At 75.1% G+C, this 13,746-nt stretch carries 13 protein-coding genes; 7 read left to right on the top strand and 6 right to left on the bottom strand.

What is annotated here, in order from left to right:
* The first annotated feature begins 29 nt into the window (after positions 1–29).
* On the top strand, positions 30–1,430 hold the full coding sequence (locus ACI79G_RS11265; RefSeq protein WP_456881216.1) for a DUF1116 domain-containing protein: 1,401 nt from the start codon (positions 30–32) through the stop codon (positions 1,428–1,430).
* A gap of 27 nt (positions 1,431–1,457) precedes the next feature.
* On the opposite strand, the gene ACI79G_RS11260 is transcribed toward ACI79G_RS11265, so the two are convergent.
* Both ACI79G_RS11260 and ACI79G_RS11255 read right to left on the bottom strand, forming a co-directional pair.
* Entirely contained in the window at positions 1,458–2,177 is a 720-nt protein-coding gene (locus tag ACI79G_RS11260; protein ID WP_456881215.1) for a hypothetical protein, read from the bottom strand.
* A gap of 135 nt (positions 2,178–2,312) precedes the next feature.
* Positions 2,313–3,065 (bottom strand): DUF2470 domain-containing protein, encoded by a 753-nt coding sequence (locus tag ACI79G_RS11255; RefSeq protein ID WP_456881214.1) that lies wholly within the window; start codon positions 3,063–3,065, stop codon positions 2,313–2,315.
* 61 nt (positions 3,066–3,126) lie between these two features.
* Here ACI79G_RS11255 and rpsD point away from each other — a divergent pair, with 61 nt between their 5' ends.
* The 4 genes from rpsD (at position 3,127) to ACI79G_RS11235 (ending at position 5,461) form a co-directional block, all read left to right on the top strand.
* Positions 3,127–3,729, top strand: coding sequence for a 30S ribosomal protein S4 (rpsD, locus tag ACI79G_RS11250; protein ID WP_456881213.1), 603 nt, complete (start codon positions 3,127–3,129; stop codon positions 3,727–3,729).
* Between the two features lie 89 nt (positions 3,730–3,818).
* Complete coding sequence (locus ACI79G_RS11245; RefSeq protein ID WP_456881212.1) at positions 3,819–4,349, top strand: RNA 2'-phosphotransferase; 531 nt, start codon at positions 3,819–3,821, stop codon at positions 4,347–4,349.
* 234 nt (positions 4,350–4,583) lie between these two features.
* Positions 4,584–5,006, top strand: coding sequence for an organic hydroperoxide resistance protein (locus ACI79G_RS11240; RefSeq protein ID WP_456881211.1), 423 nt, complete (start codon positions 4,584–4,586; stop codon positions 5,004–5,006).
* A gap of 167 nt (positions 5,007–5,173) precedes the next feature.
* Complete coding sequence (locus ACI79G_RS11235) at positions 5,174–5,461, top strand: Dabb family protein (protein ID WP_456881210.1); 288 nt, start codon at positions 5,174–5,176, stop codon at positions 5,459–5,461.
* 6 nt (positions 5,462–5,467) lie between these two features.
* Here the strand turns inward: ACI79G_RS11235 and ACI79G_RS11230 are convergent, their stop codons facing one another.
* The 4 genes from ACI79G_RS11230 to ACI79G_RS11215 all read right to left on the bottom strand — a co-directional run bounded on the left by ACI79G_RS11230 (position 5,468) and on the right by ACI79G_RS11215 (position 9,893).
* Positions 5,468–6,724, bottom strand: coding sequence for a Cache 3/Cache 2 fusion domain-containing protein (locus ACI79G_RS11230; protein WP_456881209.1), 1,257 nt, complete (start codon positions 6,722–6,724; stop codon positions 5,468–5,470).
* A gap of 243 nt (positions 6,725–6,967) precedes the next feature.
* Positions 6,968–8,071, bottom strand: coding sequence for a barbiturase (gene bar / locus ACI79G_RS11225; protein ID WP_456881208.1), 1,104 nt, complete (start codon positions 8,069–8,071; stop codon positions 6,968–6,970).
* A gap of 10 nt (positions 8,072–8,081) precedes the next feature.
* Positions 8,082–9,029 (bottom strand): carbamate kinase, encoded by a 948-nt coding sequence (locus tag ACI79G_RS11220; protein ID WP_456881207.1) that lies wholly within the window; start codon positions 9,027–9,029, stop codon positions 8,082–8,084.
* A 45-nt stretch (positions 9,030–9,074) separates the two neighbouring features.
* On the bottom strand, positions 9,075–9,893 hold the full coding sequence (locus tag ACI79G_RS11215; RefSeq protein WP_456881206.1) for a PHP domain-containing protein: 819 nt from the start codon (positions 9,891–9,893) through the stop codon (positions 9,075–9,077).
* A gap of 81 nt (positions 9,894–9,974) precedes the next feature.
* On the opposite strand from ACI79G_RS11215, the gene ACI79G_RS11210 reads away from it, so the two are divergent.
* Together ACI79G_RS11210 and ACI79G_RS11205 are read left to right on the top strand one after the other, a co-directional pair.
* Positions 9,975–12,194 (top strand): DEAD/DEAH box helicase, encoded by a 2,220-nt coding sequence (locus ACI79G_RS11210; RefSeq protein ID WP_456881205.1) that lies wholly within the window; start codon positions 9,975–9,977, stop codon positions 12,192–12,194.
* 222 nt (positions 12,195–12,416) lie between these two features.
* Positions 12,417–13,040: an alpha-ketoglutarate-dependent dioxygenase AlkB gene (locus tag ACI79G_RS11205; RefSeq protein ID WP_456881204.1), complete on the top strand. Its 624-nt coding sequence runs from the start codon at positions 12,417–12,419 to the stop codon at positions 13,038–13,040.
* Positions 13,041–13,746: the final 706 nt, after the last annotated feature.

The raw sequence follows: 13,746 nt of genomic DNA, 5'->3' as shown, positions 1-13,746 counted from the left end.
CACGCGCTCGACCTGCTGGGAGCCGCGCGATGAGCCTGCTGTCCGGGACGCCGACGGTCGTCGCCGCGGGCGTCGACGTCTTCTCCGCCGCGCTGCGCGCCCAGGGCGCCGACGTGCTCGACGTCGACTGGCGCCCGCCCGGCTTCGGTGACCCCGCCGACCTCGCCGACCTCGCGCTCGACCGGCGCCGGGCCGCGGCCAACCGCACCGCCGTCGAGCGGGTGATGGCCGCCGGCTCCCGGCTGGTCGACGTCCGGCCGGCGCGCGACGTGCTCGGCCTCCCGGACCGCACGCTGCTGCACGCCGGGCCGCCGATCGGGTGGGACGACGCGAGCGGTCCGCTGCGCGGCGCGCTGGTCGGCGCCTGCCTGTTCGAGGGCTGGGCGTCCACGCTGGAGGAGGCGGAGCGCCTGCTCGCCGCCGGGGAGATCGCGCTCGACCCGTGCCACCACCACCGCGCGGTCGGGCCGATGGCCGGGGTCACCTCGCCGTCCATGTGGACGTGGTGCCTGGAGGACCCGGTCACCGGTGGGCAGGCGTTCTGCAACCTCAACGAGGGCCTGGGCAAGGTGCTGCGGATGGGCGCCTACAGCGACGAGGTGCTCACCCGGCTGGCCTGGATGCGCGACGTCCTCGGGCCGCTGCTGCAGGCCGCGGTGCGCTCGATGGCCGAACCGCTCGACGTCAAGGCGGTGCTCGCGCAGATGCTGCAGATGGGCGACGAGGGGCACAACCGCAACCGGGCCGGCTCGCTGATGACCCTGCGCGAGCTCTCGCCGGCGATCGTCGAGGTCGATGCGCCGTCGTCCGACGTCGCGGCGGTGCTGCGCTTCATCGGCGGCAACGAGCACTTCTTCCTCAACCTGGGCATGCCGACGGCGAAGCTCGCCATGGACGCGGCGCGGGACGTGCCCGGCTCGACGATGGTGACCGTGATGTCCCGCAACGGGACCGAGTTCGGCATCCAGACCGCCGGCACCGGCGACCGCTGGTTCACCGGCCCGGCCGACACCCCGGTCGGCCTGTTCCTCGGCGACTACGGCCCGGACGACGCCAACCCCGACATCGGCGACTCCGCGATCATGGAGACCTACGGCGTCGGTGGCTTCACCATGGCAGCAGCGCCGGCGATCGTCCGGTTCGTCGGCGGCACCGTGCCCGACGCGCTGGCCACCACCGAGCGGATGTACCAGCTGACCCTGGCCGAGAACCCGGCGATGCAGGTGCCGATCCTCGGCTTCCGGGGCTCCCCGACCGGCATCGACGTCCTCGCGGTGGCGCGCACCGGCTGGCTGCCGCAGATCAACACCGGCATGGCCGGGCGGGTCGCCGGCACCGGGCAGGTCGGTGCCGGGCTGGTGCAGCCGCCGCGCGAGTGCTTCGAGCAGGCGCTCGAGGCGCTGGCGCACGAGGCGCGCACCGCGGCCTGACCGCGGGTCTCCTGTCCGCCGGGCGGCTCAGTCCAGGCCGCGGGCCCGGAGGGCGCGCAGCTCGGCGAAGACCTCCCGGCGGATGAGGTCCTCGGTCTTCTCGCGCAGCCCGATGAACCGGAACGTCAGCTCCGCACGGTGGTCCTGGCGCCCGATCTGCCGGATGACCTCCGCCTGGCAGACGACGTCGCCCTCCGCGAGCGAGAGGCGGAGGGAGACGACCGCCCCCGCGTCGGGGACGCCGTCCCCGGGGCCGGCCTCAGGGGCGTCCTCGGTGGCGGGCTCGGGGTCGTTGCCGTCGGTCGGGTCCGTGCGGCCCACGGGGGCGTCCTCGAACAGGACTCGGGTGCCGGCCTCGCTGAGGTCGACCGTCGTCCCCACCACCTCGACGGTGCCGACGGTCATGCACACCGGCAGGCTCAGCGGCGCCCGGACCGCGGACCGGCGCTGGCCCCTCGTGACCGGCCCGGTCGGACGGAGCCGCCACACCGGCGTCGCGCCGACGTCCACGGCCGTGAGCTCCACCGGGAGGGACCGGAGCTCGCTCGCAGCGCGCCACACCAGCTCCAGGCGTTCCCCGACCGGGAGGGTGGCCCGGCGCCGGTCCCGGTCCTCGCCCACCGTCACCACGACCTCGCGGTCGTCCGCCGACTCGACCCAGCTGACGAGCACCTCTCCTCGTCCGCTGACCACCACGTCGAGCACGTCCCGCTGCTCGGGGAAGTCGACACCCGGGGTACCCGCCACGGGTCCTCCTGCACGGATTGACGGAGACAGGCCTAGAACCGACCGGTACCGTAGCGCTCAGGTGAGCGATCCGTGATAACTCAGATGCGTTCTGTCACGTGATCTGGGTCACCCGCCGACGGACGGCAGCAGCGCTCAGCCGACGCGGGCCAGCAGCGTGCGGACGGCGCCCGGCAGCTCGCCGGTGGAGGTGAGCGGGGCGGGGAACGGAGTGCGCAGGTCGTAGCAGCCGGCGCGGGGCTCGACCCGGAACAGCACCCCGTGCCGGTCGAGGCCGAGCAGGTGCACCGGGTCGTCGCCGGCCCACGTCTGCACCCTGGCGCACAGCTCGGCCAGCGGACCGGCGTGCTCGCTGATCAGGTCGTCCTCGGCGGCGCCCAGCGGATCGGGGCGGGCGGCGGCGTAGTCCTCCGGCGTGATCTCGGTCCAGCCGCCGCCCTCGTGCAGCAGCACCTCGGCGACGTCCAGGCGCAGCAGCGTCGCGGTGAGCCCCACGTCGAGCAGGACGTCGTCCGGGCGGACGGTGGCGAAGGCCAGCACCAGGTCGGCCTCGTCCTCGGCGGGCACCGGTGCCAGCCAGCCGGCGAGCTCGAGCCGGGCCCGCAGCGGGTTGCGCAGCGGCTGGCTCGAGCGGGAGGTCACCGTGACCTTCGCCGCGAGGTCGCCGTCCGGGGACTCGTGGACCGCCGTCGCCAGCCCGCCGCTCCGGGGGACGACGACCAGCACCCGCCCGTCGTCCAGCGTGGCCGCGGCCAGCAGCCGACTCGTGCCCAGGCCCAGGGCCTGCACCGAGGCGATCGGCCGGGTGGCGACCGTCCGGGCCCGCTCGGCGGCGTCCGCGGCGCGGTCCTGCTGCACGGGGGAGGGCGTCCCGCGTCCGATGGTCATGGGTGCCCCTCGGGGTCGACGTCGTGGAATAAGGTGAGCCTAACCAAACATTGGAGGCTCCGTGAACACCCCTCGTCCCAAGGTCCGGATCAGCCGCGCCCTCGGTATCCCGCTCACGCCCAAGGCCGTCGAGTACTTCGAGCGCCGTCCGTACCCGCCCGGCGAGCACGGCCGCAAGCGCCGCAAGGACAGCGACTACTCCACCCGGCTGCGCGAGAAGCAGCGGCTGCGGGCCCAGTACGACATCAGCGAGACGCAGCTGCGCGCCGCCTTCGACCGGGCCCGGCGCAGCGGCGGCAAGACCGGCGAGGCGCTGATCCAGGACCTCGAGTCCCGCCTCGACGCGACCGTGCTGCGGGCCGGGTTCGCGCGCACCATCTACCAGGCGCGCCAGTTCGTCACCCACCAGCACGTGCTGGTCAACGGCAAGCGCGTCGACCGCCCCTCCTACCGGCTCGAGCCCGGCGACGTCATCCAGATCGCGGAGAAGTCGAGGACCAAGGAGCCCTTCGTCGTCGCCGCCTCCGGTGCACACGCCACGGCGCCCGCCTACCTGGAGGTCCGGCTGGCCGACCTGGTCGCCCGCGTCGAGCGGGTGCCCGACCGCGACGAGGTGCCGGTCGTCTGCGAGGAGCAGCTCGTCGTCGAGCACTACTCCCGCTGATCCCCCCGCGGGATCTGCACACTCGTGGCCATCGAGCCCCTGATCGCCGCGACTGTGCAGATCTCGCGCCACCCGGGTAGCGGCCGCGCGTGGACCCCCCCGACGTCGTCCGACGCAGCAAGCGGCTCTCCTACGTGCTGCGCCACGCCCCCGGCGCCGTCGGGCTCACCCTGGACGCGGCCGGCTGGGCGGACGTCGACGCCCTGCTCGCCGCCCTCGGCTGGACCCGCGCGGAGCTCGAGCACGTCGTCGCCACCGACGACAAGCGCCGGTTCGCCCTCGACGGGACCGGCACGCGGATCCGCGCCAGCCAGGGCCACAGCGTCGCCGTCGACCTCGGCTACGCCGCGGAGGAGCCGCCGCCGGTGCTGTTCCACGGGACGGCGGAGCGCAACCTGCCCGCGATCGAGGCCGAGGGCCTGCGCCCCGGACGTCGCCACGCGGTGCACCTCAGCCCCGACGAGGCCACGGCCCGACGGGTGGGCGCCCGCCACGGGCGGCCGGTCGTCCTCCGGGTCGACGCCGAGGGCATGGCGCACGACGGCGCGGTCTTCACCCGCTCGGCGAACGGCGTGTGGCTGGTCGACGCCGTCCCGCCCCGGTACCTGCGCGGACTGTGACAGCAGGTCGCGCACCCCGGCGGTGAGCGTGGCCCGGGCGTCGGCGGGTCGGCCAGGTGGCCGGCGACCATCGCGCCGTCCCGCAGCACCATTCAGTGGCGGCCGGCCGCCACGCCCTCGGGTACTGCGCCCGCATGGTCGCGGACGGTCCGGTCCACCCCCTCGCGCTGTGGTGGGGTCTCGGAGAGGAGGACGACCGTCCTGTCTGCCCTGCGACGACCTGGAGGCCCGCTCGTGTCCGCCGTCTACACCGCAGTCGCCACCGCCACCGGTGAGGGCCGCAACGGCCACACCCGCACCGACGACGGCGTGATCGATCTCGACCTGGCCGTGCCGAAGGAGATGGGTGGTCCCGGCGGCGGTGCCAACCCCGAGCAGCTCTTCGCCGCCGGCTACGCGGCCTGCTTCCACGGCGCGCTCGAGCTCGTCGCCCGCCAGCAGAGGGCGACCGTCACCGCCTCCGCCGTCACCGCCGAGGTCGGCATCGGTCCGGACGACGCCGGTGGCTTCGCGCTCGAGGTGACCCTGCGGGTCGAGCTCGGCGGCATCGACCGGACCGCCGCCGAGCAGCTGGTCGAGGCGGCCCACCAGGTGTGCCCCTACTCGGACGCCACCCGCGGCAACGTGCCGGTGACCCTGGAGACGGTCACCGCCTGAAGGGCCCCGACCCCCGCCGGCCCGGGACGGCCGGGGACGCCCGCGCCCGGGCCGGGGGGACCTGCCCGGGCGCGGTGCACCGCTCGGCCGCGGCCGGGGAGCACGGCCCTCGCCCCGGCCAGGCCGCTCGGCCGCCGGTCACCCCAGGTGGACGGCACACTGGGTCGGTGATCCGCAACGTCGTCGTCGGCCGGGTGCGCCCGGGCACCGATCTCTCCCTCGTCCAGGAGGCGCTCGACGCCATCGTCGCCCTGCCCGTGGAGGGGCTGGTGGACGTCCGGGCCGGTCTGGACGCCGGCCTGCGGCCCGGCGCGTGGAGCTTCGCCATCACCAGCGACTTCGCGGACGCCGAGGCCTACCGGGTGTACGACGCGGAGGCCGAGCACAACCGCATCCGGCGGGAGATGTTCGACCCGGTCTGCGAGGAGATCGCGCGGGTCCAGTTCCAGGCCTGAGCGGGCTCAGCCGGGCAGCGCGTCCAGCGGCATCCCGACGTAGAGCATCCCGACCAGCTCGCCGTCAGCGGAGTGCAGGGCCTCGTAGGCGGTGAAGTACGGCCGGTCGGCGACCGTCGCCTCGCCGGTGTAGGTCCGCCCGGCCAGGACGGCGGTGAGCACCGGGTTGGCGCTGCCGTCGGCGGTGCGGCGCGGGATGTAGCTGCCGACGTTGCGCCGCCCCTGGGCCGTGACGACGGTCGTGGCCGCGCGGACCATGCTGCCGTCGTCGTCCAGCCGCTGGAACAGCGTGCAGCTGCCGCCCACCAGCGCGACCACGTCGTCGACCAGCGGCGCGGGACGGCGCGGGTCGTCGTCGCGGGTCAGCGGCACGCCGCCGAGCAGCAGGTCGGGCAGCTCGACCTCCCGGGTCGCCCCGGTCACCTGGTCGCGGACGGGGAGCCGACGGCGGCCCTCGCCCAGCTGCACGCCGCCGGCCTCGTCGAGCAGGTCCTCGGCCACGGCCAGCGCCCGCCGGACGTAGGCCTCGCGCTGGTCGTCGGCGAGCGCGGCCACCGCCTCGGTGATCCGCGCCGACCCGGCGGCCGCCCGCTCCACGCTCTCGACGACCCGGTCGGTGGCGGCCCGCTGCTGCTCGACGGCCGCGGCGACGGTGTCCTGCGCCGCGGCGATCGAGCCGAGCGTCGTGCTGATCCGCGAGACGACGTCCACGGCCGAGCGGGTCTCCCGGTGCACCGCCTCGACCTGGGCGCCGATGTCCCCGGCGGCGCGGGCGGTGCGCTCGGCGAGCTGCTTGACCTCGTCGGCGACGACGGCGAAGCCGCGGCCCACCTCACCGGCGCGGGCGGCCTCGACGTAGGCGTTGAGCGCCAGGAACCGGCTCTGCTGGCTGATCGCCGACAGCAGCCGGACGATCTCGGTGATCGCCTCGGTCGCGCTCTGCAGCGCGGCGATCCGCTCGTCGACGGCCTGCGCGTCGCGGACCGCCTCCGCGGTGACGGTCGAGGCGTGCGTCGTGCACCCGGCGATGTCGCCGATCGCGGACCGCAGCTCGGCGAGGGACTCCGCGGCCTGCCGTGAGGTCGCCGATACCTCCCGGCTGGCCTGGGCGAGCACCCCGGCCCGCTGTGCGGCGTCCTCGGCCCCGCCTTCGCGCTCGAGCCGCCGGCGCGCCCGGCTCGAGGTCGGTCGGGGAGCCGGCGGGAGCACCGGCGCCGGCCGGGATCCGGGCAGGACGGTCTGCTGGACGGACGACCTGCGCACGCATGCCTCCTCGGCCGGCCCGGCGGGGGAGCACCGGTCGCGGAGCCGAGGCGGCCCGGCGGTGCGCGCTCACGGTAGGTCGCCGTCGGGCACCCGGTGCGAGGCGCGCCGCACACTCCATCACCGGTCCGTCGTCCCGCCGCCGTCCCCCCGGGTGTCGGTCAGGGGTCGTCGCCGTGCGACGCGCCGGACGACGGCGGGTCCTCGCGCCACGACCCCGTGACCGCCCCGGGGCAGCGGGTCTCAGGCCTTGACGATCGCCGCCACGGGACCGCCGCCCGACGGCCCCTGGTGCACCGCCGCCACCGACACGAACACCGCCGGGTCGCCGGTCACCGACGCCGCCACCCCGCCCACCGTCGCCTTGATCTGGCGGTGCCAGAAGACGTCGGAGTCGTCGAGCATCGCGTTGCGGCGGCCGCGGACGTAGCCGGTGGGGTCGGCCTCGCACTTGAGGAAGACGTTGACCAGCCGGTCGCCGAGGTCGCTGGGGTGCGGCCGCTCGGGCAGCTCGAGCCCGGCGTCCCGGATGGCGTTCCAGATGCCGTCCTGGTCGAGCGCGTCGCGCATCACCGAGTGGCCGATCCGGTAGGCGCCGCCGTGCCCGCGGGCGTTGCCGACGACGACGATCTGCGCCCGGTCCAGCTCGACGCCGGACGAGCAGGAGGCCACCGCGCTGTACAGCGACAGGTCGCGCATGACCTGCTCCTGGCGCGGCATCTCGATCTCGCCGAGCGCCACCGCGATGCCCAGCGCCGTCGTCCCGTTGGACAGGTCCATCGAGCCGTGCGGCTCGTCGTAGTAGGTGTCCTTCCCGCGCGCCTTGGCGTCGCGGATGGTCTCGATGGTCAGCAGCGGGGTCTTGGTCTGCACGTAGTGGACGTCGGCCGGGTCCTCGATGCCGGCCTCCGCCATCGCGCGGCGCACGCCCTCGGCGACCTTCTCCACCATCGCGATCCGGCCGATGTCCTCGGGCAGGATGACGTCGCTCATCGCGTAGCCGACGGTCAGCCGCGGTTCGTCGGTCTTCTCCACCGCGTCCTCGGGGAGCGTGGCGAAGACCGTCGCGTGCGGGCTGATGACGCCGTCCGTGCCGCCGGACCACACGATCGGGATCTGCGCGACGTCCTCCTTGGACCGGCTGCCCTTCTCCAGCAGCACCTCGCGGAAGGCACGGTCGGCGATGATCCGCGTGTAGTCGTTGACCCCGCCGTTGCCCTCGGTCTTGCCGATGACGGCGACGACCCGGTCGGCCTCCATCACGCCGTCGTCGATGAGCTTCGCCAGTTCGGAGGCGTCGCTGACGTTGTGCAACGGGATCTTGCGGACCTCGATCGGTGCGGGCACGGCTTTCCTCTCACTGGGCCTTCAGGACGGTGCCGACGTCGCCCGTGACGGCGTCGGCGATGTGCTCGAGGGACGTGATGACGGCGCGGCCACCGCCGGCACCGGTGAAGCGGAGCGCGGCCTCGACCTTGGGGCCCATCGAGCCGCGGGCGAACTCGCCGGCCGCGGCGTGTGCGCGCAGCTCGTCGGCGGTGACCCGGCCCAGCGGCCGGGCGGCGGGCGTGCCGTACCCGACGAGCACGTGCGGGACGTCGGTCGCGATCACCAGCGTCCCGGCGTCCAGCTCGCGGGCCAGCAGGGCGGCGGTGAGGTCCTTGTCGACGACGGCCTCGACGCCCCGCAGCGCCCCGCCGGTGCCGTCGTCCACCACCGGGACGCCGCCCCCGCCGGCGCAGACGACGACGAACCCGGCCGCGAGCAGCGCCTCGATCGCCGGCACGTCGACCACGCCCTGCGGATCGGGTGAGGCGACGACCCGGCGCCAGCCGCGCTCCCCGCGGTCCTCCCACACCTGGCCGTGGGCCATGGACCGCTCGGCCTGCTCCCGCGGGAGGAAGCGGCCGACCGGCTTCGAGGGCTCGCGGAAGTGCGGGTCGTCGACGTCCACCAGCGTGCGGGTGACCAGGGCGGCGGTGCGCTGCGGCAGCCCGCGGGCGGTCAGGGCGGCGTCGAGCTCGTCGGCCAGCGTGAAGCCGATGGTCGCCTGGGTCTGGGCGACGCACCAGTCCAGCGGCACCGGCGGGACCACGTGCGCGGCCAGCTCGTTCTTGACCAGCAGGTTCCCCACCTGCGGCCCGTTGCCGTGGGTCAGCACCACCTGGACGCCGGTGGCCACGACCGCGGCGACGTGCCGGCAGGCGGCGGCGATCGCGTCGCGCTGCGCACGGGGCGTCGCCGAGCCGTCGGGGGCGGTCATCGCGTTGCCCCCGAGGGCGATGACGACGCGGCCGGGGGTCACCTCGGCGACCCTAGCGCCGTTTCTCTCAGCGCTGAAGTAAATCCGTCAGCGGCGCCAGAAGTCGAAGGCGTCCCGCCCGGGCCGGAAGCCGGCCGCCTCGACGACGTCCACCGCGAGGTCGAAGTGCTGGCCGACCCCGACCGGCTGGTGGGCGTCGCTGCCGAAGCTGACCGCCTCGCCGCCCTCCTCGTGGAACCAGCGCACCTGGTCGACCGAGGCCAGTGGGCTGGTGGTGTTCACCTCGAGCGCCCGGCCGGTGCCGGCCAGCGCCCGGAACACCGCGCGGTACTCCTCCTCGTAGTCCTTCTCGGCGTACCGGTCGCTGCCGCCGGGCCAGTACCGCCGCGGGAAGTCCACGTGCGCGAGCACCTGGAAGACGTCGCTGTTCTCGACCATGTCGACGACCTCGGCCAGGTAGCGGCGCATCGTCGTGTCCGGGTCGGGGTAGAGCAGCCGCCCCACGCCGTAGAGCCGGCCGTCCTGGCTCAGCGAGTGCAGCGAGCCGAGCACCCGGTCGACGGGGGAGTCCCGCAGGTGGGCGGCGACGCTGGCGGCGAACAGGTGCGGCTCGCCGGTCTCCACGCCCGACCAGATCCGCAGCTCCGGGAAGCGCTCGCGGCACTCCTCGAGCTCGGCGGAGTAGCCCTCGACGTCGATGGGCAGGTGCCGGGAGGCGTGCCGGTCGACCAGCCCCTCGGCGGTCGCGCGGTCCTCCGGCGTCCAGGTCGTGAAGTCGAGGTGCTCGGTGAAGGCGATGGCAGGCAGGCCCCGGGCGACCGCCCGCTCGCACGCGCGCACCATCGTGGAGGAGTCGGCGGTGTCCCAGGACCACCTGGTGTGCACGTGGTTGTCCGGTGGTCGCATCGCCTGTGGATTCTCCCCCTCCGTCCCCAGGGTCCGCGCGGCGACCGGTCCTGTCGCCCGTCCTGCCTACTGTCGGGAGCCATGACCACCGCCGCGCCGTCCGCCGAGCTCGCCACCGAGGCCCTCGAGGTCCTCCGCGAGCTGACCGGCCGCCCCGACGCGGTCTTCCGCGAGGGTCAGGACGCCGCCGTCGCCGCGCTGGTCGACCGCTCCGAGCGGGCGCTGGTCGTGCAGCGCACCGGGTGGGGCAAGTCGGCGGTGTACTTCGTCTCCACCGCGCTGCTGCGCCGCCGCGGCGCCGGCCCCACGCTGCTGGTCAGCCCCCTGCTGGCGCTCATGCGCGACCAGGTCGCGGCCGCGGCGCGCGCCGGCATCCGCGCCGTCGAGATCTCCAGCGCGAACGCCACCGAGTGGGACGACGTCGCCGAGGCCCTGGCGGCCGACGAGGTAGACGTGCTGCTGGTCTCCCCCGAGCGGCTGACCAACCCGCGCTTCCGCGAGGAGCAGCTGCCGGGGCTGGTGGCCCGCTGCGGCCTGCTCGTCGTCGACGAGGCGCACTGCGTCTCCGACTGGGGACACGACTTCCGCCCCGACTACCGCCGCATCCGCGACCTGCTCGGCACGCTCCCGGCCGGCACGCCGGTGCTCGCGACCACCGCGACGGCCAACGAGCGGGTGGTCGCCGACGTCGCCGAACAGCTCGGCGCCGGCGGCGTGGGGGTGACGACGGTGCGCGGCCCCCTGGCGCGCGACTCGCTGCGCCTCGGGGTGCTGCGGCTGCCCACCGACCGGGCGCGGCTGGCGTGGCTGGCCGCCCACCTCGGCGACCTGCCGGGCAGCGGCATCGTCTACACGCTCACCGTGGCCGCGGCCGAGGAGACGGCGTCCCTGCTGCGCGACGCCGGCCACGAGGTGCGCGCCTACACCGGCCGGCTCGACGACGCCGACCGCAAGGACGCCGAGGAGGCGCTGCGGGAGAACCGGGTCAAGGCGCTGGTCGCCACCTCGGCGCTCGGCATGGGCTTCGACAAGCCCGACCTCGGCTTCGTCGTCCACCTGGGGGCGCCGTCGTCGCCGGTCAGCTACTACCAGCAGGTGGGCCGCGCCGGCCGCGCCGTCGAGCACGCCGACGTGCTGCTGCTGCCTGGCCCCGAGGACCTCGCCATCTGGCAGTGGTTCGCCACCTCCTCCATGCCGCGGGAGGACCACGCCGCCGCGGTGCTCTCCGCGATGGCCGACGGGAAGGCCTGGTCGGTGGCCCGGCTGGAGACGGTGGCCGACGTCCGCCGCTCCCGGCTGGAGCTGCTGCTCAAGGTGCTCGCGGTGGACGGCGCGGTGGAGCGGGTGCAGGGCGGCTGGCGGTCCACCGGACGGCCGTGGGTCTACGACGCCGACCGCTACGCCCGCGTCACCCGCACCCGGGAGGCCGAGCAGCGGGCGATGATCGCCTACGCGAAGCCGGTCGACGAGGCGCGGTGCCGGATGGCCTTCCTGCAGGAGGCCCTCGACGACCCGACCGCCGCACCCTGCGGTCGCTGCGACGTCTGCGCCGGCCCCTGGTACTCCACCGAGGTCCCCGAGGGGGCGGCCGCGGCGGCCTCTGCCGCCCTCGACCGTCCCGGCGTCGAGCTGGCGCCGCGCGCCCAGTGGCCGACCGGCGCCGACCGCCTCGGCGTCGAGGTCAAGGGCAAGATCGCGCCGGGTGAGCAGGTCGACCCGGGCCGGGCCGTCGCCCGGCTCACCGACCTCGGCTGGGGGCAGCGGCTGCGCACCCTGCTCGGGGATGACGGTGTCGGCGGCGTGGTCGACCTCGAGGCCCCGGGCCTGGAGGAGGACCCGGACGCCGCCTTCGACGTGCCGGTGCGGCGGGCGCCCTCCGACCTCCCGCCGGACGACGACCTGCTGCGGGCGTGCGCCAGGGTGCTCGGCGCCTGGGACTGGGCGGAGCGCCCGGCCGCGGTCGTCGCCGTCCCCTCCCGCCGCCGTCCCCACCTGGTCACCGGCCTGGCGCAGGGTCTGGCGGGCCTGGGCCGGCTGCCCTACCTCGGGGAGCTCTCGCTCGCACACGGCGGGCCGACCGGTCAGCCCGGGGGCAACAGCGCATTCCGGTTGGCGGGCGTGTGGCAGCGGATCGTCGTCGGCCCGGAGCTGCGCGAGCGGCTGGCGCAGCTGGGTCCGGTGCCGGTGCTGCTGGTCGACGACCTCGCCGACTCGCGCTGGACCATGACCGTCGCCGGTCGCGAGCTGCGGCGGGCCGGCGCCTCCCGCGTGCTGCCCTTCGCGCTCGCCCTCACCGCCTGACGAAGGACCACCCCTCCCCCCACGCCTCGCGAGCTCGGCGTGGGGGGGAGGGGTGGCCGTTCGAGCACGCCACCGGGCTCGCGGCGGGTCCCTGCAGAGCGGCCGCCCGTCCACCCTGGCCCTCCCCAGCTCAGGCCGGTCGTCGGGGCGGGCCGCCACTGCCCGGAGCGGGTGGCGCGGTCCACACTCGTACACACGTTCGATCCCGCGTAGCCTCCGCCCATGTCGCTCGTACACCAGCCGTCGATGTGGGACCTCGCCGAGGAGGCCACGCTCGAGGCCCTCGCGGTCACCCGGCACCACCTCGACCGGGGCGCCTGGGTCGACCACCTGCCCGGCTGGGTCCGGGGGTCCGACGAGGTGCTCGAGGTGCTGCTCGGGGACATCGGCTGGCGGGCCGACCGACGGCAGATGTACGAGCGCGAGGTCGCCGTCCCCCGGCTGCTGCGGTGGTACGGCGGGGACGAGCCGCTGCCGCACCCGCTGCTCACGGAGGCACGGGAGGCGCTGAACGCCCACTACGGGCCCGAGTTGGGCGAGCCGTTCGTCAGCGCCGGCATGTGCCTCTACCGCGACGGCCGTGACAGCGTCGCCTGGCACGGTGACCGACTCGGCCGCGGGCGGAGCGCCGACACCATGGTCGCGATCGTGTCGTTCGGGTCGCCACGGCCGCTGCTGCTCCGCCCGGTCGGCGGCGGGGCGGGCCTGCGGTTCCCCCTGGGTCACGGGGACCTGGTCGTCATGGGCGGCTCGTGCCAGCGGACGTGGGAGCACTGCATCCCGAAGACCACCAAGCCGGTGGGCCCCCGGGTCAGCGTCCAGTTCCGACCATGCGGCGTGGCCTGACGCCGTCAAGGGGCGGGTGACGTCCACCTGTCGGGTCGGTGGCCGCAGGCTGTGACCCAGCTCCCACGCGCGCGCGGAAGCCGTTCCGACGGCGGGGCGTTCCTCCCACACGTCGGGACACCGCCCCCCAGCGGCCGGCCACCCGCCCCCGGCTCCATGACGAGGAGCGCGGACGCGGCGGGGAGCCGACGCGGGAGGTCGGCGTCGTCCCGGCAGTGGGTCGGAGGACCACCGCGCGCCTCCGCTCCGCCCGCCCTCTGAGGCAGGACGGGATCGGTGCGAGAAGCCCGACGCGGTGGACGGCGTTGCCACGAGGTCCTGGAGTCCGGCTCCTCAGCCGGCCCGACGGACACCGATGTCCCTGGGCACAGGGTCATCGAGCGGGAGGGCGGAGCCCTCCGCGGACCCCCCTGCAGAGGGCCCCGCGGGTGGTGTACTGTTCTCCCTGCACCGAGCGAGAACAGACCGGGTCGCAAGCCTGGGAAACCGCCGGACAGACCCCCGAGGTCTGACCGCTGCGGAGCGCGGTGTACACTGGAGACACCGCCTCGAATGAAGGCCGAGAAGGCTGGAGTACGAGCGCGTCCGCTCCTTGAGAACTCAACAGCGTGCCGAAAGTCAGTGCCAAGCAAGTGACAACCCCTTTTGTGGGTTTCTTTGGGTTGATTGACGAGAGCGTCCAGTTCTCGGTTCTCGCCCGGATTCG

It is taken from the genome of Geodermatophilus sp. SYSU D00779 (assembly GCF_054050595.1).
This window is presented reverse-complemented; position numbering and strand designations above follow the sequence as displayed.

Bases quoted from the DNA above. Each gene is read 5' to 3' on its own strand.
- ACI79G_RS11255 (WP_456881214.1), bottom strand. From the start codon at position 3,065: ATGACCATCGGACGCGGGACGCCCTCCCCCGTGCAGCAGGACCGCGCC.
- ACI79G_RS11205 (WP_456881204.1), top strand. From the start codon at position 12,417: ATGTCGCTCGTACACCAGCCGTCGATGTGGGACCTCGCCGAGGAGGCC.
- ACI79G_RS11215 (WP_456881206.1), bottom strand. From the start codon at position 9,893: ATGCGACCACCGGACAACCACGTGCACACCAGGTGGTCCTGGGACACC.
- ACI79G_RS11265 (WP_456881216.1), top strand. From the start codon at position 30: ATGAGCCTGCTGTCCGGGACGCCGACGGTCGTCGCCGCGGGCGTCGAC.
- ACI79G_RS11210 (WP_456881205.1), top strand. From the start codon at position 9,975: ATGACCACCGCCGCGCCGTCCGCCGAGCTCGCCACCGAGGCCCTCGAG.